Below are 19,584 nucleotides of genomic sequence, written 5' to 3' on the forward strand. Positions count from 1 at the left end.
TTAGTTATCTGTCCTTACCCCAATTAACAGAACTTACTTTTAGGAACAACTATGTCGAAAGTTATTATCAGTACCGATAATGCTCCAGCCGCAATTGGTACCTACTCACAAGCAGTAAAAATTGGCACCACTGTGTATTTGTCGGGCCAGATCCCACTAGTGCCGAGCAGCATGACGGTGATTAGCGAAGATTTTCGTGAGCAAGCGGTGCAAGTGTTCAAAAACCTTGCTGCAGTTTGTGAAGCTGCCGGTGGTGAACTGCAGGATATGGTGAAAGTACAAATTTATTTAACCGATTTAAGTCATTTTGCTGTGGTGAATGAAGTGATGGCTGAGTTCTTCCAAGCGCCGTACCCCGCTCGCGCAGCGATTGGAGTACGGGCATTGCCCAAAAATGTACAGATTGAAATTGATGGTGTGATGGAACTGCCTAGTACTAACTAGGCAGTTGCTGTGCTACTGGCGCGGCTCTCTAAGGGTTTGCGCCAGATAATCATCGCCAAGGATACCCCTCCTAAAATAAAGCAGTAGCCGGTATGCAAGCTCACTTCTAACGGCGACAAACCAAAACTAGCCCCCATCAATAAGGCTTGTGCGCCGTAGGGCAAAGCACCTTGTACTACACAGGCAAAAATATCCAGTAAGCTCGCGCTTTGTCGTGGTGCTAGATCGCCTTCTTCAGCCAGACGTTTACTCACTTCGCCACTTAATAAAATGGTGACTGTATTATTAGCCACGGCAAAGTTTGTTAGCGCGGTTAAGCCTGCCACACCAAAAGCCGCACGTTGTTGTTTGTGCTTGAACAAACGTTTGGTAACTGTGCCTACGGCATCCGCAAGAAATTGTAGGCCACCTTGCTGGCGGATCAGCGCACTCAAGCCGCCAATAAGAAGTGACAGCAAGAAGATTTCTTGCATGCTGGTAAAGCCTTGGTAGATGTCCTTGCTAAAGGCAACCCATTGATAGTCAACCGTGGCCATGCCGAACGCAGCAGCTAAAATGATACCCAGGGTCAGCACAGCAAACACATTTAAGCCGAGCACGGCAAGCACAATAATAAAAAAGTACGGCAAGGCCAGCCAGAGATTAGCCTCTGGTATTTTCGGAGGGACTGCACCGGTATCGTAGGTGAAAAGCCAAATCAGCGTAATGGCAGCAGCTGGCAAAGCAATTTTTAGATTAGCTTTGAACTTGTCGCTCATGGCGCAGCCTTGGGTACGTGTAGCTGCGATAGTCGTGTCTGAAATAAATGACAAGTTATCCCCGAACATGGATCCGCTTACCAAGACTCCAGCTAATAACGCTAAGTCGATATCAGCAGCCTGACCGAGGCCCAGAGCCACTGGAGCTAGCGCAGCTAGGGTGCCCATCGAGGTACCCATAGCGGTAGACACCACAGCGGCAATAATAAATAGGCCTAGCAGCAAAAACTGTGGTGGAATCACGTTTAAACCCAAGGCCACCATGGCATCGACGCCACCGGTCGCCGCTGCTACCGTAGAAAATGCTCCGGCTAATAAATAAATCATGCACATGGTGACGATATTGCGCTCGCCGACACCCGCCACGAAAGTATTGATACGTTCTTCAAAGGCTTGCTTGCTGAGTAGTACTGCTAAAATAATAGCGGGCAGAATAGCAACGGGACTATTAAGCTGATAAAAGGCATAGTCGACCCCAGTCACTTGAAAGTAGACACCTACACCTAAAAACAGCGAAAGAAAGAGCAGTAAGGGTAAAAGTGCTTTGGCACTAGCGGGTTGATTCATCGTTTTTCCTGCGCAGTGTTATTGTTGTTTTAGACGTCCAGAAGTTTATATGTCTTATGTTGACGTTGCAAGCTTTGCCTATTCGTCATACCTTTAATTGATGTTGTACACAGAACCACAAAGGAAGTCTATGAGCCCTGATGATCTACATTTACAGTTACGTAATCTAAAAGATGAGGATTACCCTCAGTTAAAACCGTTAATGGACAAGGTGTATCCAGACATTGGCGGGGCTTGGGGTGAGGCTACCATTCGGAAATTAATCAAAGAATTTCCTGAAGGTCAGATCTGTTTAGAAGATGGCGGCCAACTGGTGGGCGTAGCGTTAACGGTACGGGTTAAATACGCTCGTTTTAGTAACCCCCATACCTACGATGATTTAATGGATGCGCGTGAGAATATTCTCAATGATCGTAAAGGTGATGCGCTGTATGGCCTGGATGTACTGATTCATCCTGATTATCGTGGCTATCGTTTAGGTCGGCGTTTGTACGATGCGCGTAAAGAACTTTGCCGCCAGCTTAATCTGAAGGCCATTTTAGCGGGTGGTCGCATTGTTAACTTTCACAAATATGCTGATGAGCTGAGCCCTGGGCAATATATTGAAGGGGTGCATCGGCGCGAAATTTATGACCCGATTTTAACCTTTCAGTTAGCTAACGATTTCACCGTAAAACGTTTGTTAGGTAAGTACCTCCCCGAGGATAAGCGTTCGGCTGGTTTTGCCACGCTCCTTGAATGGAATAACTTTTTGTACGAGCCATCGGACAATATTCTAGGTAGCCGCATCCGCAATGTCCGCGTTGGGGCGGTGCAGTGGCAAATGCGCTCAGTGGAGTCGGTGGAAGAAATGCTGCGCCAAGTTGAATACTTTGTCGATGCTATGTCGAGCTATCAAAGTGATTTTGCGGTGTTCCCAGAATTTTTTAATGCACCGCTGATGGGGCTGACAGATCAGAGCCAGCAGAAAGATGCGATCCGGTTTTTAGCTAGCTTTACCGAACGCTTTAAACGTGAAATGTCACAGATGGCGGTCAGTTACAACGTCAATATCATTACTGGCTCGATGCCACTCGATGAAGATGACGTGATTTATAACGTGTCTTATTTATGTCGCCGTGACGGTACCGTTGAAGAGCAACGAAAAATACATGTCACTCCGCACGAAAAGCGTGACTGGGTCATTGAAGGCGGCGATGTGGTTAAAGTGTTTGATACTGATGCCGGTCGTGTGGGTATTTTAATATGTTATGACGTGGAGTTTCCTGAACTAGGTCGACTGATGGCGGCCGAAGGTTTAGAAGTGTTGTTTGTGCCGTTTTGGACAGATACCCGCAATGCCTATCTGCGTGTGCGTCACTGCGCCCAAGCCCGCGCGGTTGAAAACGAGTGTTATGTGGTGACCTGTGGCAGCGTGGGTAACTTACCGCAAGTAGAAAGTCTGGATGTGCAGTACGCCCAGTCTGCGGTGTTTTCGCCGTCAGACTTTGCTTTTCCGTACGATGCTATTTTAGCGGAAACCACGCCAAACACTGAGCAATTGATTTTTTCGGATCTAAACTTAGACGAATTACGTTATTTACATCATGAAGGCTCGGTCACGAACCTGAAAGATCGTCGTACCGATATCTACGAAGTTACCCGTAAGTGGTAACTCTATAAAAATAAAAGACAGAACAACAAGGACAACCTATGCCAGTAAAACTACTAAAGCCGGCTGATGAAGCCTATCAGTATCCGTTACTGATAAAGCAGTTATTACTCTCAAGCGAGCGCTACGGTGCTAATAACGAGATCGTTGGCGGTAATAATGGCAAGCGTTACAGTTATGCTGAGTTTAATCAGCGCGTGCAACGCCTCGCTAATATGCTGACCGAGCAAGGAGTGAAGCAAGGTGATGTGGTGGCGGTGTTGGATTGGGATACACCGCGCTATCTTGAGTGCTTTTTCGCTATTCCCATGCTTGGCGCTGTGTTGCATACGGTGAACGTGCGCTTAGCCCCCGAGCAAATTGTCTACACCATGAATCATGCCGAGGATAAAGTGGTGTTGGCGCACGATGACTTCTTGCCGTTGTTAGCGAAAGTAAAACATGAGCTGGTAACCGTCGAAAAATACATCCAGCTAAGTGATAGCGATACTCCAGCGGAGCCTGCGCTGGCCACCGTGGGTGATTACGAGAGCTTATTGGCAGCGGCGTTGCCGGAATATGATTTCCCTGATTTTGACGAAAACGCTATTGCCACAACCTTTTACACCACCGGCACCACCGGCAACCCGAAAGGGGTGTACTTTTCTCATCGGCAATTGGTGCTGCACACGCTCACGTTAGCAGCCACTACAAGCATGAATGACAATATGCAGTTGATGCAGGCTGGTAGTGTGTATATGCCAATCACTCCAATGTTTCACGTGCATGCTTGGGGCGTACCTTATGTCGCCACCATGATGGGGCTCAAGCAAGTGTATCCTGGTCGTTACGAACCAGCGACTTTGTTGCAGTTGTTTGTACGAGAAAAGGTGACCTTCTCGCACTGTGTGCCGACCATTTTACAGATGGTATTGAGTAGTGAAAAAGCTCAAGCGATTGATTTTAGCGGCTGGCAGGTGTTAATTGGAGGCAGTGCGCTAACGGCAGGCCTAGCTGATGCCGCCCTCGCACGCGGTGTTCAGGTCTATACCGGCTACGGTATGTCCGAAACCTGTCCACTGTTGAGTACCACCTGGTTGCCGCTTGAGGCCTCGGAGTTTGATCAGCAGCGCCAAGTACAAGAGCGGATCAAAACCGGGCGCCCAGTGCCACTGGTGAATATGCGCATTATTGATAATAACGGTCGTTTTTTACCTCATGATGGTGAAGCTATGGGTGAGGTTGTGGTGCGCACACCATGGCTCACTCAGGGGTACCTGAACGAGCCAGAAAAAAGTGCTGAGCTGTGGGCTAATGGCTGGATGCATACAGGCGATGTCGGCACCATTGATAGTAACTACACCCTGCAAATTCGTGACCGTATAAAAGATGTGATTAAAACGGGCGGTGAATGGATTTCCTCTTTAGATCTGGAAAACCTCATCAGTCAGCATCCTGACATTGAACTGACAGCTGTGGTTGGACTCCCTGATGCAGAGTGGGGTGAGCGCCCTCATGCTATGCTTACAGTGAAAGCTGATGCTGCCGTTGATCGCGAGCAAGTTGCTGATCATTTACAGCAGTTTATTGAGGCCGGCTTGATTGAAAAATGGGCGATTCCTGATTCGGTCACCGTGGTTGCGGAGATTCCTCGCACCAGCGTTGGTAAAATCGATAAAAAACTGATTCGCAAGCAGCTGCAAGCAGCAAATTAGCAGGCTTTTTTTAATTGTAGCTACCCACAAAAAAGGCCCGTAACGGGCCTTTTTTATCAGGGCGGCTATGCTAGCACCGAGGTCGTTAAGGTAGCTTGGCGTAATCAATAGCCCAGTTGACATACAGTTCCGTACCGGTTTTAAGCGCTCGCTCATCAGCATAAAAGAAGGGTGAATGGTTGCTTGGCGCCGTAGCAGGATCTTGATCTTCTGGAGTTATCCCCAAAAATACAAATAATCCTGGCACCTCTAGTGCATAAAATGAGAAATCTTCTGCACCAGTTACTAATGCATTCACGTTTACCTTATCGGCTCCTGCTACTTTGTGCATGGTAGGCAGCATGGCACGGGTTAATTCTGGATTGTTAATGGTAACTGGGTAGCCCTCATCAATATGCACATGCGCCTCAGCGCCACTGGCTTGTGCGGTATGCTCAGCAGTCGTTTTTAAGTTAGCAAAAATTTGCGCACGGTTATCCATATCAAAGTTACGGATGGTCCCTTCGAGATAGACCTCATCAGGGATGATATTGTTGCGAACACCGCCCTCAACAATACCAAAGCTCACTACCGCTGGCGCCTTGGTAATATCGACCTGACGGCTAACAATGGCTTGGGTGTTATTAATAATCTGGCCCGCCGCCACAATAGGGTCCACGCCTCCCCATGGCCGTGAACCATGAGTTTGTTGGCCTTTGACGGTTATTTCAAAGCGGTCTGACGAGGCCATCAGTGGGCCTTCGCGATAGCCAATGTGACCAGTGTGTCCCGCTGACCACACATGAATACCAAACACGGCTTCAGGTTGATACTGTTTGAATAACCCTTCTTTAAGCATCAACTCAGCACCACCTTCTTCACCTGCAGGAGCACCTTCTTCGGCCGGTTGAAAAATAAACACCACATTGCCAGCTAATTGCTCGCGCAGTTCGGTGAGTTGTTGGGCTGCACCCATCAACATAGCCACATGCAAATCATGACCGCAGGCATGCATAACACCTACTTCTTTACCGCGATACTCGGCTATTGCAGTAGATTTAAAGGCAACGTCGGTTTGCTCGACCACCGGTAGGGCATCCATGTCGGCCCGCAAGGCGATGGTGGGGCCTGGCTTGGCGCCTTTGAGCAGGGCCACGACGCCGGTATGTGCTACCCCTGTCTGCACTTCTAAACCAAGGCTCTGCAAGTGCTCCGTAATGACTTTTGCGGTACGAAATTCACGATTACTTAATTCAGGGTGTTGATGCAAATCACGTCGCCATTCGATCACTTGCTGCTCTAAGGATGACGAAATTTGCACCGGTTCAGCGGCCTGCGTTGGGCTGATAACCCAGCAGCTCGTGGCTAAGGTGGTGGCAATGACAGCTTTATTTAACATGGACATACGCATAGGGAGTTCCTTGCAATTAGGTAGCAGAGATAAGCAAGCCTAGATCAGGTTGGGGGGGTAAGTCTAGAAAGTGTTCATATTCTGGCCATGGTGCGGTGATGCTGAACTGCTGTTGTTGATAGCAGAACTGCAATTGCCAAGCATGCAAATGCAGGTGCTGCGCCGCTTCACCGCCGTAACGCTGGTCGCCACAAATCGGCGTCCCCAAACTCTTCAGTGCGACTCTAAGTTGATGGGTTTTGCCGGTGCTTGGCTTGAGCACATAATAGCGGTAGCCAGGTTTTAGTGCGTGACTAATAAAACGGGTGCGGGCTGGATTATTTTGTGTACGCAACAGGCGCCAGTTGCCACGTCGTACTTTATCCATGTCGCCACAGATCAGTCCTTGTTTTTTACTGGGCTTACCAGCCGCTACCGCAAGGTAATATTTGTGTATTTGGCGCTCGGCAAAGAGGCCACTCAAGGTGGCTGCCGCAGCCTGATTACGAGCCACCAGCAGCGCCCCAGAAGTTGGGGTATCTAAGCGATGCACTGGCCACAATTGTTGCTGCAACTGTTGCCCGAGTTGATGTAGCACGCTTGCTTGTTGTGCGTTGGCATGCATGGGCGCACCGGCGGGCTTATTCAGCACGTAGAAATCGGGGTGGCTAAAAACTAGGGTTAACTCATGCATGCCGTTATACTTGCCTGGTGCGGACTGCCACTGCGGCCCTTTATACTTGGTGTTAAATTCATTATTGTAGCTAATTATTTGAAAACGGAAGTCAGATCTTGGAATTTACCATGACTAGCGAGCGTTTGGCTCGGATAAATCAATTACTTGATCAGCGCCAAGCTGATTTAACGCTCTGCTTAGAGAGTGTGCATAAAAATCACAATCTGTCAGCACTGATTCGTTCCGCTGATGCGGTAGGGATACATGAGGTTCATGCCATTTGGTACGGCCCGCGTTTGCGGGTACGGGCGGGGGCTGCGGTAGGCACCAATAAATGGGTTAAGGTGCACAACCATGACGGTTTGCCAAGTGCCATTGAGCAGTTAAAAGCAGAGAAAAAACAAATCATAGTGACTAACTTGTCGCCCCAAGCGGTGGATTTCAGAGCCATTGATTACACCAAGCCAACGGCCATTATTTTGGGGCAAGAGCGTCGCGGAGTTACGCCAGAAGCGATTGCCGCGGCTGACCATCAAGTGATTGTGCCCATGGTAGGGATGGCGGAGTCACTGAATGTCTCCGTGGCAGCGGCTGTGATTTTATACGAAGCACAACGCCAACGTGCGGCAGTTGGGCGCTATCAACAACCTTCACTGCCACAAGCAGAGCGGCAGCGGGTGCTGTTTGAGGGGGGCCACCCTATTTTCGCGCGGCTTTGTCGACTCAATGATATTCCTTATCCGGCAGTGGGCGAGCAAGGTGAAATTCTTGCTGATGAGCAGTGGTGGCAACGGATTCGGAGCGCTAAAAGATGAGTTTAAGCAGCTTGCACCTCATCCCGCTGAGCAATCTGAAGGGGGTTGGGCCGAAACTACAAACTAAATTAGAAAAACTAGGCCTGATGAATGTGCAAGATGTGCTCCTGCATTTACCCTTGCGCTATGAAGACAGATCACGGATTTATCCGATTGCTGCGCTGCAGCAGGGCACCACCGCCACTATGGTAGCGGAAGTGATAAAAGCTGAGATTACCTACGGCCGCAAGCGCATGCTCAAGGTGCGAGTAAAAGATACGAGCGGCGTGTTAACCGCAGTGTTTTTTCAGTTTAGTGCAGCCCAGCTGAAACAGTTTGAACAAGGCACTAGGTTACAGCTTTTTGGTGAAGTAAAACGAGGCCTGCAGGGCCCCGATATGATTCATCCGGAATATAAAATAATAGAAGGGCAAGTGCCCATTCTAGCCGAGCAGTCTTTAACCCCCGTGTACCCAGCGACAGAAGGGGTTCAACAAGCCACTTTACGAAAGTTATCTGAGCAAGCGCTTACTTACCTAAATGAGCAAGCACTGCCTGAATTGCTGCCAGAATCTCTGCAGCCAGGTGGGATTTCGTTGGCAGCCGCCCTACGGGTTTTACACCGGCCGCCCTTGGACGTTAGTTTAAGCCAGTTAGCAGAGGGTACACATCCTGCTCAGGTGAGACTGGCAGCGGAAGAGTTATTGGCACACCAGCTCAGTTTATTGAAACTAAGGGCGCTAAAGCAGGCTCATCAAGCTCGAGCACTAGCCGTGAATCCTGTCTTGCAGCAGCAATTTTTGCAGCAATTACCCTTTGCACCGACCGCAGCTCAGCAGCGCGTGGTTGGCGAAATACAAGCGGATTTGGCGTTGTCACAACCGATGATGCGCTTAGTACAAGGAGACGTGGGTTCAGGCAAGACCTTGGTCGCTGCTTTAAGCGCACTGACGGCTATAGGGCAAGGCTTTCAGGTAGCCCTGATGGCCCCAACGGAGATTCTGGCTGAGCAACACGCGCTTACTTTTCGACAGTGGTTTGAGCCCCTCGGTATTGCTGTGGGCTGGTTAGCAGGCAAACAGAAGGCTAAAGAGCGGCAACAAAACCTAGCCGCGATAGCTGCCGGTGAGGTGCAACTGGTGGTGGGCACCCATGCGTTATTTCAGAGCGAAGTGACCTACGCCAATTTGGTATTGGTTATTATTGACGAACAGCATAGGTTTGGCGTGCACCAGCGCCTAGAACTGCGGCAAAAGGGGATTGATCAGGGATTTCAGCCGCATCAGCTCATCATGACCGCAACCCCTATTCCGCGAACTTTGGCGATGACCGCCTACGCTGATTTAGCAACTTCCATCATTGATGAGCTGCCGCCAGGACGGACTCCAGTAACCACGGTTGCGATTCCTGATACCCGTCGTGAGCAAGTGATCCAGCGAGTCGAACATGTCTGTACTGAACAAGGGCGACAAGCATACTGGGTGTGCACCTTAATTGAAGAGTCCGAGGCGCTGCAATGCCAAGCCGCTGAGGATACCGCCACGCAACTGGCAGCAGCGTTGCCACAATTGCGCATTGGCTTAGTGCATGGGCGCTTAAAAAGTGCCGAAAAAGAAGCGGTGATGAGTGCTTTTAAGGCCCACGAACTCGATTTACTGGTGGCAACGACAGTGATTGAGGTTGGGGTGGATGTGCCCAATGCTAGTTTAATGATTATTGAAAATCCAGAGCGCTTGGGGCTGGCTCAGTTACATCAGTTACGGGGCCGAGTAGGCCGGGGGGCAGCGGCAAGTCACTGTGTGCTGTTGTACCATGCGCCGCTATCGAAAACTGCTACGCAGCGGCTAGGGGTGTTGCGCGACAGTACCGATGGTTTTGTCATAGCCCAGCGTGATTTGGAGTTACGTGGGCCAGGTGAATTGCTTGGGCAGCGACAAACCGGCTTAACCGAAATGAAAGTAGCCGACCTCATGAAACATAGTTATTTACTTGATCAAGTTCAGCACTTGGCAAGCCAAATCTGGCACCATTACCCGCACACTGCTGATGCACTGATACAGCGGTGGTTACCACGACGGGATCACTACGCCCAAGCATGATTTCGTAGTACACTAGGGCGCAGCGACAGAAAAAGGTTTAAAGATGAAAGATAACCAGCAAGACACCATAGATTTTGGCTATAAACAAGTTGCCAAAACAGAAAAGCAAAACTTAGTGGCCAATGTGTTTAACTCAGTGGCGCAAAAATACGATGTGATGAACGATTTAATGTCGTTCGGTATCCACCGCTTATGGAAGCGCTACACCATTGATTGCAGCGGTATTCGGACGGGCATGAAAGTATTAGATATTGCTGGTGGTACCGGCGATTTAACCGCTGCCTTCGCGCGTCGAGTAGGCCCTACAGGCGAAGTGGTGTTGGCAGATATCAACGATGCCATGTTAGAAGTAGGGCGCGACAAGCTGCGTAACCGCGGCATTGTTGGCAACGTCAGTTATGTTCAAGCCAATGCTGAAGAGCTGCCTTTTGCTGATGATAGTTTTGACATCATTACGATTGCTTTTGGTTTACGTAATGTCACCGATAAGCAGAAGGCTTTAGAGTCGATGTTTAGAGTGTTAAAGCCGGGCGGTCGCTTACTGGTATTAGAATTCTCGAAACCGGTACAACCTTTGTTAAATCAAGCCTACGATTTTTACTCCTTCAATGTGTTGCCGAAGATGGGCCAGTTGGTGGCCGGTGATGCTGAAAGCTATCAGTACTTGGCTGAATCGATCCGGATGCATCCAGACCAAGAAACGCTCAAAGGCATGATGGAAACCGCAGGCTACGATCAGGTCACGTTTGATAATTTAACCGGCGGCATTGTAGCGCTGCATCGTGGGTTTAAATTCTAATGCTGTGGACTGTATTGCCGACCAGTGCCGCAGAGGCCTTGGCAAATCATTTACTTGGCTTGGACGGTGCTAGCTCAGCGCGGTTGCAGAAGGTGGCGGGGAAACGTTTGCGAGTGACCCTCACTGAACTCGGTAAACCCCTTACGTTGCAGGCTAGTGAGCAAGGTGTATTGTTGAGCTGGGTCGATGCTGATAGCGTTGATTGCCATATTATCACGCGCTTGGCGGTTCTCCCTGAGTTGCAAGATAGTGCCAATATCACCCGCTTAATTAAAGCCGATGCCTTAGATATTGAGGGTGATCCTATGCTGGCGCAACAATTCAGTCAGCTGTTTGTAGCCTTAGATATTGATTGGGAAGAGCAAATGAGCCAGCGTATAGGTGATGTCCCAGCGCATGTTGTTGGCCAGGCTTTTAAGCGCAGCCAACAATGGCTACAGCAACGGTTAGCAGAGCAGCAACAGTGGCTAGCGGATGTCCTTATTGAAGAAAAACATATTTTAGTTGGCTCCCAGCAAATGGCGGAGTTTAAACAGCAGGTGCAGCAATTACGTGCGCAAGTAGATAAGCTAGAGCGCGCGTTAAAAACAAGGTAGGGATTGTGAGTACTCGACTAAAACGCCTGTATAAAATCACCCAAACCATGCTCAGCTATGGTTTAGACGAAATCATTCCCGCCCATTGGCTGCCTTGGTCGGTGCGTTTGGGGCGGCATTTGTTGTTTTGGATTCCGAACAAGCACAAACAGCAACCTGCTGGAGTGCGCCTTCGATTAGCGCTAGAGTCGCTAGGGCCGGTGTGGGTCAAGTTTGGACAAATGCTGTCCACCCGTCGCGATTTGTTGCCGCCTGATATCGCCAATGAATTGGCCGTGTTGCAAGATAAAGTTAAAGCTTTTGATGGCCAACAGGCGCAACGGCTGATTGAAAAAGCACTTGAGCTAGAAAATATTCATGACGCTTTTGACGATTTTATGGTGCAGCCGTTAGCATCGGCATCCATTGCACAAGTTCATACCGCCACCCTAAAACATGGTGATGATGCGGGTACTGAGGTTGTCATCAAGGTGATTCGACCTGATATCCGACCGACCATTGATGCGGATTTACGGTTAATGGAAACCTTGGCTTCCGTATTAGCGCGACATCTGCCAGACGGGCGGCGTTTGAAGCCGCGCGAAGTGGTAAAAGAGTACCGTAAAACCTTAATCGATGAGTTGGATTTATTGCGTGAAGCAGCCAACGCAATTCAGCTGAAACGTAATTTTGCGGACTCGAAATTATTGTATATTCCGACTGTGTTCAGTGATTACAGTCGCCCTAATGTGATGGTCATGGAGCGCATAGACGGCATCCCGGTGAGTGATGTTGATACCCTGATGGCCATGGGCGTGGATATGAAGAAGCTCGCTGAACGTGGTGTTGAGGTGTTCTTTACGCAAGTGTTCCGCGACAGTTTCTTTCATGCCGATATGCATCCTGGCAATATTTTTGTGTCACGTCAACACCCCGACGACCCTCAGTACCTAGGGATTGATTTTGGTATTGTCGGCACGCTCAATCGTGAAGATAAGCGTTATTTGGCCGAGAACTTTTTGGCGTTTTTCAATCGTGATTATCGCAAGGTGGCTGAGCTGCATATCGACTCGGGTTGGGTGCCAAAGCACGTAAATGTGGAAGAGTTTGAAAGTGCCATTCGAACCGTGTGCGAACCCATTTTCAATAAGCCCCTAGCTGAGATTTCGTTTGGTAACGTCTTGGTTAATTTGTTCAATACCGCCCGCCGCTTTGAAATGGAAGTACAACCGCAGTTGGTGTTACTGCAAAAGACTTTGCTTTATGTGGAAGGTTTAGGGCGTACTTTGTATCCACAACTCGATTTATGGAAAACAGCAAAACCGTTCCTAGAACGTTGGATGCACGAGCAGTTGGGTTGGCGAGCAGTGATACGCTCGGTAAAAGAAAATGCGCCTTTTTGGGCAGAAAAGCTGCCAGAAATGCCGACCTTGCTTTATGATTACTTAAATACACAACGGCATCAGGCGGATTATCAACAACGCATGATGTTGCAATTGGCAGAGCAACAACGCCAACATGCACAGCAAGTATGGTGGGGAATGATTACCGCGGCCATGCTGGTCAGTACCACCTTATTGGTGGTGGCTAAGGTCGCTTGGTTTTATCCTGCCGCTACTGGCGCTGCAGCACTCGTTAGTGCGTGGCTAAGTTGGCGACGCAAACGTTCATCGTAAGAGGCAAAGGCAAAGATATGGGAATTGGAATTTGGCAAGCGCTGATTGTGTTATTGATTATTGTGCTGTTATTTGGCACCAAGCGTCTGCGCAACATTGGTAGTGATTTAGGCTCAGCCATTAAAGGTTTCAAAAAGTCAGTGAATGACGATAGCGAGACTAAACCGCAAGAAAAAACCAATGATCAGGTTGAACATCAGCAGCAATCTGAAGCTACGCGTACCGACCACAAAGACCAGTAGACCATGTTTGATATTGGCTTTTGGGAGCTGGTGGTAATCGCTGTGCTGGGGCTGATTGTGTTGGGTCCTGAGCGCCTGCCAGGAGCTTTGCGCTCAATGCAGCGAGGGGTGAGTAAAGTCAAAGAGTTTACCAGTAACATGCAACAAGAGCTGAATCATGAGCTGCGGATTAAAGAGTTGCATGAGCATTTGAAGCAAGCTGAAGAACTCGGCATGGACAAATTACCGCCCGACGTGCAGCGGTCTATTGTTGAATTACAGGCAGCCGCGCAACAAGTGCAGCGCCCTTATGCCACCCCTGCTAATACGGGCAACAGCACCGATAAACCTAAGGATTCGTCAGATGGCTAGTCAGATGCCCTTTTTGGAGCACTTACTAGAATTACGAACGCGGGTGCTACGAAGTCTGCTGGCGGTAGGTGTTATTTTTGCCCTGTTGGCGGCCTTTGCCAACGATCTATACCACTGGCTAGCGCTGCCTATGCTGGAGAGTTTGCCGCAGGGCACCAGTATGATAGCCACCGATGTGGCCACACCATTTTTCACCCCCTTCAAGTTGGTTTTAGTAGTAGCTATTGCATTGGCTATTCCATTTTTGCTGTGGCAGCTGTGGGGATTCATCGCTCCGGGTTTGTATAAACGCGAAAGGCGCTTAGTGGTGCCGCTGCTGTTAAGTAGTACGTTATTATTTTATGCTGGGGTGGCGTTTGCTTACTGGGTGGTGTTGCCGTTAGCCTTAAACTTTTTAGCTGGGGCCGCTCCAGAAGGGGTGACAGTAGCAACTGATATAGCTCGCTATTTAGACTTTGTGCTGGCCATTTTTATGGCGTTTGGGATTGCCTTTGAAACCCCAGTCGCTATTATTTTATTGGTTTGGAGTGGCGTAACAAGCGTCGCTGCATTGCGTGCTAAGCGAGCTTATGTCATTGTAATTGCTTTTATTGTGGGCATGATTCTGACACCACCGGATGTCATCTCACAAACGTTGCTTGCTATTCCAATGTGGTTATTGTTTGAACTTGGGCTAGTTATTGCAGGTCTATATCAAAAAGCGGGAGTTAAGCCAGCTGCTGACTCCGCCGATGCAACTAATACGAATGGGAAGTAGCTATGCGAAAGCTGATGTATGGGTTTGGAACAAGTGCGTTGATGTTGACGACAGTACTGACGGCCGCTTGGTCGGCGCCAGCAACGGCACAAACAGCAGTGGATGCTGAGTTGTTACGTTGTGCTGATATCAAGAATGCGTTACAGCGCTTGGTTTGTTTTGATGAACTCGCAGCACAAGTTACCGTAGCGCAACGCGGTAGTGATGAGACTGCGGTAGCAGCTAGTGCGCCGGGTGCAAGTGGTATGAATCGCTCGGCCCGCGCGGCAGAGCGAAGCCAAGCTGATGTGAAGCAAAAATTTGGTAAGGAACATCGTACCGCAACCGAAGATGCCCCTGATCGACAGTACATTACGATTACCAAACTGGAACAAAATGCGCGCGGTTATTGGGTGGTTGAAACTGAAGATGGGCAAATCTGGGAGCAATCTGAGTCCGGAACATTTTTGTTTAAGGATGACGCACGCTACTACATTGAGCGTGGCGCCTTTACCAGTTTCTTCTTAAGTTACGAAGGCACCCCGCGACGGATTAAAGTGCGGCGCATCGATTAACTCTAAGCATGAGCGCATTACGCTGGTTTGATGTTGGGGTGAATTTAACCAATCCTAAGCTACTGGTGCAAGCCGAACAGGTCATTGCACGTGGCTTAGCCGCTGGCGTTGAGCGTCAACTGGTGATTGGTACTAATGTGTTTGAAAGCGAGCAGGCACTGGCTTTGTGTGAACGTTTTCCGCAGCAGTTGGTGGCCTGTGTTGGTATTCATCCACACGATGCGGCGGCTAGCCAGCCCACCGATTTAGCCCGACTACGAGAACTAGCTCAACATCCAGCGGTGGTAGCGATTGGTGAGTGCGGGTTAGATTTTAACCGCAATTACTCGCCCGCACCTATTCAGCAGCAGGTTTTTACCGCTCAGTTGGAACTAGCTGCTGAATTGAAGTTGCCTGTTTATTTACATGAACGTGATGCACAAGCACAGCAATTAGCACTATTAAAGCCCTTCTTAAAAAGTATTCCACGGATGCTAGCGCATTGTTTTACTGGCGGCGAAAAAGAGCTTGCTAATTACCTCGATCTTGGTTGTTATATAGGCATCACGGGCTGGCTATGTGATGAACGTCGAGGAACAGAGTTACAACAGGCGGTGCCATGGATACCAGCGAACAGATTGCTGTTAGAAACCGATGCACCGTTTTTACTTCCGCGAACGATTCGACCAAGACCCAAATACAATGAACCTAGTTTACTCCCCGCTATAGGTGAGTATCTGGCGCAGCTAAGACAACAGGAAGTCACCACAATTGCTGCTCAGTGCTGGCAGAACAGCCTAGAATTTATACAACAATAGGGATGCTATGAACGTTTCTTGGGGCCGATGGGTAACCCTGGTGCTGCTGCTTATTATTGGTGTAGCCGTAACTGCGGTCAAAGCGCAGTCGACACCACCGAAGCCGCTACAGGTTGTTAAACCAAGCATCTATTATCAAGCTGAAACCAATACAACCACGCTCCTAGGCTTGCTGCAACAGCCAGCCGCAGCATGGCAGCAGATGCCAGCAGGTGAGGCGGTGTCTTTTGGATACACGCCACAGGCGTATTGGTTTAAAGTATCGGTAGGTGCTAATGACGCCGACCGCATGCTTTATTTAGGCTATCCCTTACTCGACTCGATCGACGTTTATTTTGTGCAAACAGGGCAAGTGCTGAGTCAGGTCAGCATGGGCGATCAATATCCCTTTGCGCAGCGACCCATTCACAATAAAAACTTTGTCGTTCCGCTGCCTACCCATGCAGCCCACGATATTTACCTCAGAGTCCAAACTGAAAGCTCGCTAAGGTTTCCGCTAGAGATCTGGTCACCGTTGCAATTCATGGAGTTTCATCAGTATCAGGTGGCCGCTACTGGGCTGTATTTCGGCCTGATCTTGTGCATGGTGTTTTATAACCTCTTCACCTATTTGGTCACTCGAGACCGTAGTTTCTTAAATTACTCAGCTTACACTCTCTCCGTCGGGCTGCTAATGGCCGGTTTAGATGGGGTGGGTTATCAGTACCTGTGGCCATGGTCGGTATGGATTCAAGATCGAATTGTTACCATGATAGGTAGCATCATGATTTTGTTTGCAACGCTGGTGACCATGGGCGTGTTACAAACCAAGCAGCACAGTGCCAGATTACATAGGGTGTTGCGCTTCTTTATGGCGCTGTATGGCGTTATTTTTCTGCTCAGCTTGATTTTGCCCTACGCGGTTTTGATACCTTTTGTACTTGGTTTTGCGGTTATATGCTGTGGCTTTTTACTGAGTTGCGGCATCATTTTATGGCGCCGCGGCCTGATTTACGCGCGTATTTATACCTTCGCATTAGGCGGCTTGCTGGCCGCTATCAGTGTTAATTCCTTGGGCTACTTGGGGCTGTTTGAATCGGTTTTTGTGCAACGTTACGCCATCATGGCAGCGTCAGCATTTGAGGTGTTGCTGCTGTCTTGGGTTCTGGCATTGCGCTTTAACGAAAGTAGGCAAGAGCAGTTGGTGTTGAAAGAGCAATTAAATCATCAACTCGAAGATATGGTGACGAAACGAACTCAAGAGCTGAAGCAGGTGATGCTACGGCTACAAAAAGCCAATCAAGAACTCGAGCAAAAGAGCAACGAAGATGGTCTGACTGGCTTGTACAATAGGCGGTTTCTGAACCAAGAATTTAAGCGCGAGTTTCGTCGGTCCATGCGCAGTGGCCGCGAACTAACGCTGATTATGCTTGATATCGATCATTTTAAACCTTTGAACGATAGCCACGGACATTTGGTGGGCGACCAAATATTAATTGAACTGGCGCAGGTGCTGCGGCAATTGCTACGTCGCGCTAGTGATACTGTTTATCGTTATGGCGGTGAAGAATTTGTGGTGCTGCTGCCAGATACGGATGAAATTGGCGCTCGTGATATTGCCATGAAGATTGCCGAGAAGGTACGTCAGCATGCCTTTGATACGGATCAAGGGGAGATGCGCATCACCGTCAGTATGGGGGTTGCAGTAGCTCGTCCTGGGGTCTATGATCAGCCCACCCAATTACTAGCAGCCGCCGATGAAGCGCTGTACCGCGCTAAAGCTGCTGGTCGTGATCAAATTCGGGTGGTTGCTAAGCGTCTAGCGAGCGACTAACCGTCCGCCATCTCAGAGGATAATCTATGCAGCATGTCAGCCATTTTCCGTTTCGTCGTATGCGCCGTTTACGCCGTCATGAATTTAGTCGTCGTATGGTGGCAGAAAATCAGCTAACAGCTGCCGATTTTATTTATCCGGTGTTTGTCTTACCGGGTACCGAACAACGTGAAACGGTGGCGTCCATGCCGGGCGTTGAGCGCTTATCCATAGATTTGTTAGTGCAGGAATGTAAAGAAATTGCAGCGTTAGGTATTCCTGCCGTAGCTTTGTTTCCTGTGACTCCAGCCGAGCATAAATCATTGACTGCTGAGGCCGCTTGGGACCCGAACGGCATCGCCCAGCAAGCGGTTCGCGCTATCAAGGCAGCGGTACCTGAGTTAGGCGTTATTACCGATGTAGCGTTAGATCCCTTTACCACCCACGGCCAAGACGGCATTATTGACGAAGCCGGTTATGTGCAAAACGATATCACCACGGAGGCCTTAGTTCGCCAAGCACTATCTCATGCCGAGGCTGGTGCTGATGTGGTGGCACCGTCAGATATGATGGATGGCCGGATTGGAGCTATTCGTGAAGCCCTCGAGCAGCATGGCTACATCAACGTCCAAATCATGGCGTATTCTGCTAAATATGCGTCTGCATTCTACGGTCCGTTTCGGGATGCGGTCGGCTCTGCCGGTAATTTAAAAGGCGGTAATAAAAAGACCTACCAAATGGACCCGGCCAACAGCGATGAAGCCTTGCATGAAGTTGCACTTGATCTTGAAGAAGGTGCGGATATGGTGATGGTTAAGCCGGGCATGCCCTACCTGGATATCGTACGACGCGTTAAGGATACCTTTAAAGTGCCTACTTTTGCTTACCAGGTGAGTGGTGAGTACGCTATGATGCAGGCGGCTATCGCCAACGGTTGGTTGAGTGAAGATGTGATTTTAGAGTCGTTGTTAGGCTTTAAGCGCGCTGGTGCCGATGGCATCTTAACTTACTTTGCCAAGGTAGCTGCGCAAAAGTTGCAGCAAGCAAGCTAACTTAATTGTTGCTGGGTGCTGTTACTGCCGCTAGTTGTTGTAGTAACAGCCCCTCACGCAATGCTCCCGCCGCCAGATGCACCCGGTGAATGCCTAGCTCTTCGAGCAAGGCAATCAAGATACAGAGCCCACCTACAAAGACAGCCGTGCGGTCGCGCCGTAACGGAAGCTCGTGTAACCGTTGTACATGTCCTACAGCAATAACTTCAGCTAACACCTGCTGTAACCAAGTCGCATCTATCACTGGAGTGAGTTGTCGGCTCTGCCTTAAGTCTAACAGCGCGCGGAAGGTGCCTGAGGCGCCGCTTACGTGCTCCCATCCCAATTCTTTGAACCTACCTACATGGTCGGCCAAAAGTGCTCGTGCTGAGGCGATAGCGTCGTTACAGGCAGTTGCTGAAATAGTTTGGTTATGAAAAAAGCGCTGTTGCCAAACCACGCAGCCTAAATCAAAACTTTCTAAGTGCAGAGGTTCAGTACCATGACCGACGATAACCTCTGTGCTGGCACCGCCGATATCCAGCACCAGTAGGGGCTTGCTCGAGCCGGCATAGGCACTCGTCGCCCCTTGGTAAATGAGTTTGGCTTCAGTGTGACCAGAAATGACTTCAATGGGACAGCCTAAAGCTTCCTCAAATTGGGCGATCATTTGCTGTTGGTTACTGGCTTTGCGCAAGGTTGCGGTAGCCACACAACGAATGTGACCCAACGGAATGTCGGCCAGCATGTTACGAAACATGGATAAGCACTGTAAGGCGCGACCAATGGCCGCATCATTGACCCATAGCTGCTGATCTAAGCCAGCAGCTAAACGGACTTTGTGGCGGTAGCGGGAGATGATCCGGTATCCGCCAGCGCGCTTGGTTGCAGCAATAATAAGATGAAAACTATTCGAACCAAGATCAATTGCTGCAAAGCGCGCTTCCTGCGTCATAAG

Annotated in this window: 19 protein-coding genes; 15 read left to right on the top strand and 4 right to left on the bottom strand. The window is 49.4% G+C overall.

Annotation, left to right across the window (positions count from 1 at the left end; genetic code table 11):
- Nucleotides 1–51: 51 nt before the first annotated feature.
- Entirely contained in the window at nucleotides 52–444 is a 393-nt protein-coding gene (locus KGF88_RS13295; protein WP_153826910.1) for a RidA family protein, read from the top strand.
- Here KGF88_RS13295 and KGF88_RS13300 read toward each other — a convergent pair.
- Nucleotides 441–1,769 (bottom strand): Na+/H+ antiporter NhaC family protein, encoded by a 1,329-nt coding sequence (locus KGF88_RS13300; RefSeq protein ID WP_153826909.1) that lies wholly within the window; start codon nucleotides 1,767–1,769, stop codon nucleotides 441–443. The two genes, KGF88_RS13295 and KGF88_RS13300, sit on opposite strands and share 4 nt — an antisense overlap.
- Before the next feature lie 130 nt (nucleotides 1,770–1,899).
- Here KGF88_RS13300 and KGF88_RS13305 point away from each other — a divergent pair, with 130 nt between their 5' ends.
- Both KGF88_RS13305 and KGF88_RS13310 read left to right on the top strand, forming a co-directional pair.
- The gene (locus KGF88_RS13305) at nucleotides 1,900–3,423 is read left to right on the top strand and encodes a bifunctional GNAT family N-acetyltransferase/carbon-nitrogen hydrolase family protein (protein WP_110075530.1); all 1,524 of its coding nucleotides are present in this window, start codon (nucleotides 1,900–1,902) and stop codon (nucleotides 3,421–3,423) included.
- 38 nt (nucleotides 3,424–3,461) lie between these two features.
- Nucleotides 3,462–5,114, top strand: coding sequence for a fatty acid--CoA ligase (locus KGF88_RS13310; protein ID WP_162014571.1), 1,653 nt, complete (start codon nucleotides 3,462–3,464; stop codon nucleotides 5,112–5,114).
- Between the two features lie 85 nt (nucleotides 5,115–5,199).
- Here KGF88_RS13310 and KGF88_RS13315 read toward each other — a convergent pair whose 3' ends face one another.
- Together KGF88_RS13315 and KGF88_RS13320 are read right to left on the bottom strand one after the other, a co-directional pair.
- The gene (locus KGF88_RS13315) at nucleotides 5,200–6,492 is read right to left on the bottom strand and encodes an amidohydrolase (protein WP_202912515.1); all 1,293 of its coding nucleotides are present in this window, start codon (nucleotides 6,490–6,492) and stop codon (nucleotides 5,200–5,202) included.
- A 28-nt stretch (nucleotides 6,493–6,520) separates the two neighbouring features.
- Nucleotides 6,521–7,177, bottom strand: a complete 657-nt coding sequence (locus tag KGF88_RS13320) for a TIGR01621 family pseudouridine synthase (RefSeq protein ID WP_153826906.1) — start codon at nucleotides 7,175–7,177, stop codon at nucleotides 6,521–6,523.
- A 110-nt stretch (nucleotides 7,178–7,287) separates the two neighbouring features.
- On the opposite strand from KGF88_RS13320, the gene trmH reads away from it, so the two are divergent.
- Genes trmH through hemB form a run of 12 tightly spaced genes read left to right on the top strand, consistent with a single transcriptional unit; the run spans nucleotide 7,288 to nucleotide 18,647 of the window.
- The gene (trmH, locus tag KGF88_RS13325; protein ID WP_153826905.1) at nucleotides 7,288–7,974 is read left to right on the top strand and encodes a tRNA (guanosine(18)-2'-O)-methyltransferase TrmH; all 687 of its coding nucleotides are present in this window, start codon (nucleotides 7,288–7,290) and stop codon (nucleotides 7,972–7,974) included.
- Nucleotides 7,971–10,052 (top strand): ATP-dependent DNA helicase RecG, encoded by a 2,082-nt coding sequence (gene recG / locus KGF88_RS13330; protein WP_153826904.1) that lies wholly within the window; start codon nucleotides 7,971–7,973, stop codon nucleotides 10,050–10,052. The genes trmH and recG overlap by 4 nt, the downstream gene beginning before the upstream one ends.
- A gap of 43 nt (nucleotides 10,053–10,095) precedes the next feature.
- Nucleotides 10,096–10,851: a bifunctional demethylmenaquinone methyltransferase/2-methoxy-6-polyprenyl-1,4-benzoquinol methylase UbiE gene (gene ubiE / locus KGF88_RS13335; protein WP_153826903.1), complete on the top strand. Its 756-nt coding sequence runs from the start codon at nucleotides 10,096–10,098 to the stop codon at nucleotides 10,849–10,851.
- Nucleotides 10,851–11,447 carry a ubiquinone biosynthesis accessory factor UbiJ gene (locus KGF88_RS13340; RefSeq protein ID WP_153826902.1) on the top strand — a complete coding sequence of 199 codons (597 nt, stop codon included), beginning with the start codon at nucleotides 10,851–10,853 and terminating at the stop codon, nucleotides 11,445–11,447. The genes ubiE and KGF88_RS13340 overlap by 1 nt, the downstream gene beginning before the upstream one ends.
- 47 nt (nucleotides 11,448–11,494) lie before the next feature.
- The gene (gene ubiB, locus KGF88_RS13345) at nucleotides 11,495–13,102 is read left to right on the top strand and encodes a ubiquinone biosynthesis regulatory protein kinase UbiB (protein ID WP_153826951.1); all 1,608 of its coding nucleotides are present in this window, start codon (nucleotides 11,495–11,497) and stop codon (nucleotides 13,100–13,102) included.
- 17 nt (nucleotides 13,103–13,119) lie between these two features.
- Entirely contained in the window at nucleotides 13,120–13,344 is a 225-nt protein-coding gene (gene tatA / locus KGF88_RS13350) for a Sec-independent protein translocase subunit TatA (RefSeq protein ID WP_110075522.1), read from the top strand.
- A gap of 3 nt (nucleotides 13,345–13,347) precedes the next feature.
- Nucleotides 13,348–13,695, top strand: coding sequence for a Sec-independent protein translocase protein TatB (gene tatB, locus KGF88_RS13355; RefSeq protein ID WP_110075521.1), 348 nt, complete (start codon nucleotides 13,348–13,350; stop codon nucleotides 13,693–13,695).
- The gene (gene tatC / locus KGF88_RS13360) at nucleotides 13,688–14,452 is read left to right on the top strand and encodes a twin-arginine translocase subunit TatC (RefSeq protein ID WP_153826901.1); all 765 of its coding nucleotides are present in this window, start codon (nucleotides 13,688–13,690) and stop codon (nucleotides 14,450–14,452) included. The genes tatB and tatC overlap by 8 nt, the downstream gene beginning before the upstream one ends.
- 2 nt (nucleotides 14,453–14,454) lie before the next feature.
- Nucleotides 14,455–15,006 carry a hypothetical protein gene (locus KGF88_RS13365; RefSeq protein ID WP_153826900.1) on the top strand — a complete coding sequence of 184 codons (552 nt, stop codon included), beginning with the start codon at nucleotides 14,455–14,457 and terminating at the stop codon, nucleotides 15,004–15,006.
- Between the two features lie 8 nt (nucleotides 15,007–15,014).
- Complete coding sequence (locus tag KGF88_RS13370; RefSeq protein ID WP_153826899.1) at nucleotides 15,015–15,803, top strand: TatD family hydrolase; 789 nt, start codon at nucleotides 15,015–15,017, stop codon at nucleotides 15,801–15,803.
- Between the two features lie 7 nt (nucleotides 15,804–15,810).
- Complete coding sequence (locus KGF88_RS13375; RefSeq protein WP_153826898.1) at nucleotides 15,811–17,616, top strand: sensor domain-containing diguanylate cyclase; 1,806 nt, start codon at nucleotides 15,811–15,813, stop codon at nucleotides 17,614–17,616.
- A gap of 26 nt (nucleotides 17,617–17,642) precedes the next feature.
- Entirely contained in the window at nucleotides 17,643–18,647 is a 1,005-nt protein-coding gene (gene hemB, locus KGF88_RS13380) for a porphobilinogen synthase (protein ID WP_153826897.1), read from the top strand.
- Nucleotide 18,648: 1 nt separating this feature from the next.
- Here the strand turns inward: hemB and KGF88_RS13385 are convergent, their stop codons facing one another.
- Nucleotides 18,649–19,581: a Ppx/GppA family phosphatase gene (locus KGF88_RS13385; RefSeq protein ID WP_153826896.1), complete on the bottom strand. Its 933-nt coding sequence runs from the start codon at nucleotides 19,579–19,581 to the stop codon at nucleotides 18,649–18,651.
- Between the last annotated feature and the right edge of the window lie 3 nt (nucleotides 19,582–19,584).

This window comes from Idiomarina loihiensis, from assembly GCF_024584785.1.
Taxonomy (GTDB): Bacteria; Pseudomonadota; Gammaproteobacteria; order Enterobacterales; family Alteromonadaceae; genus Pseudidiomarina; species Pseudidiomarina fusca.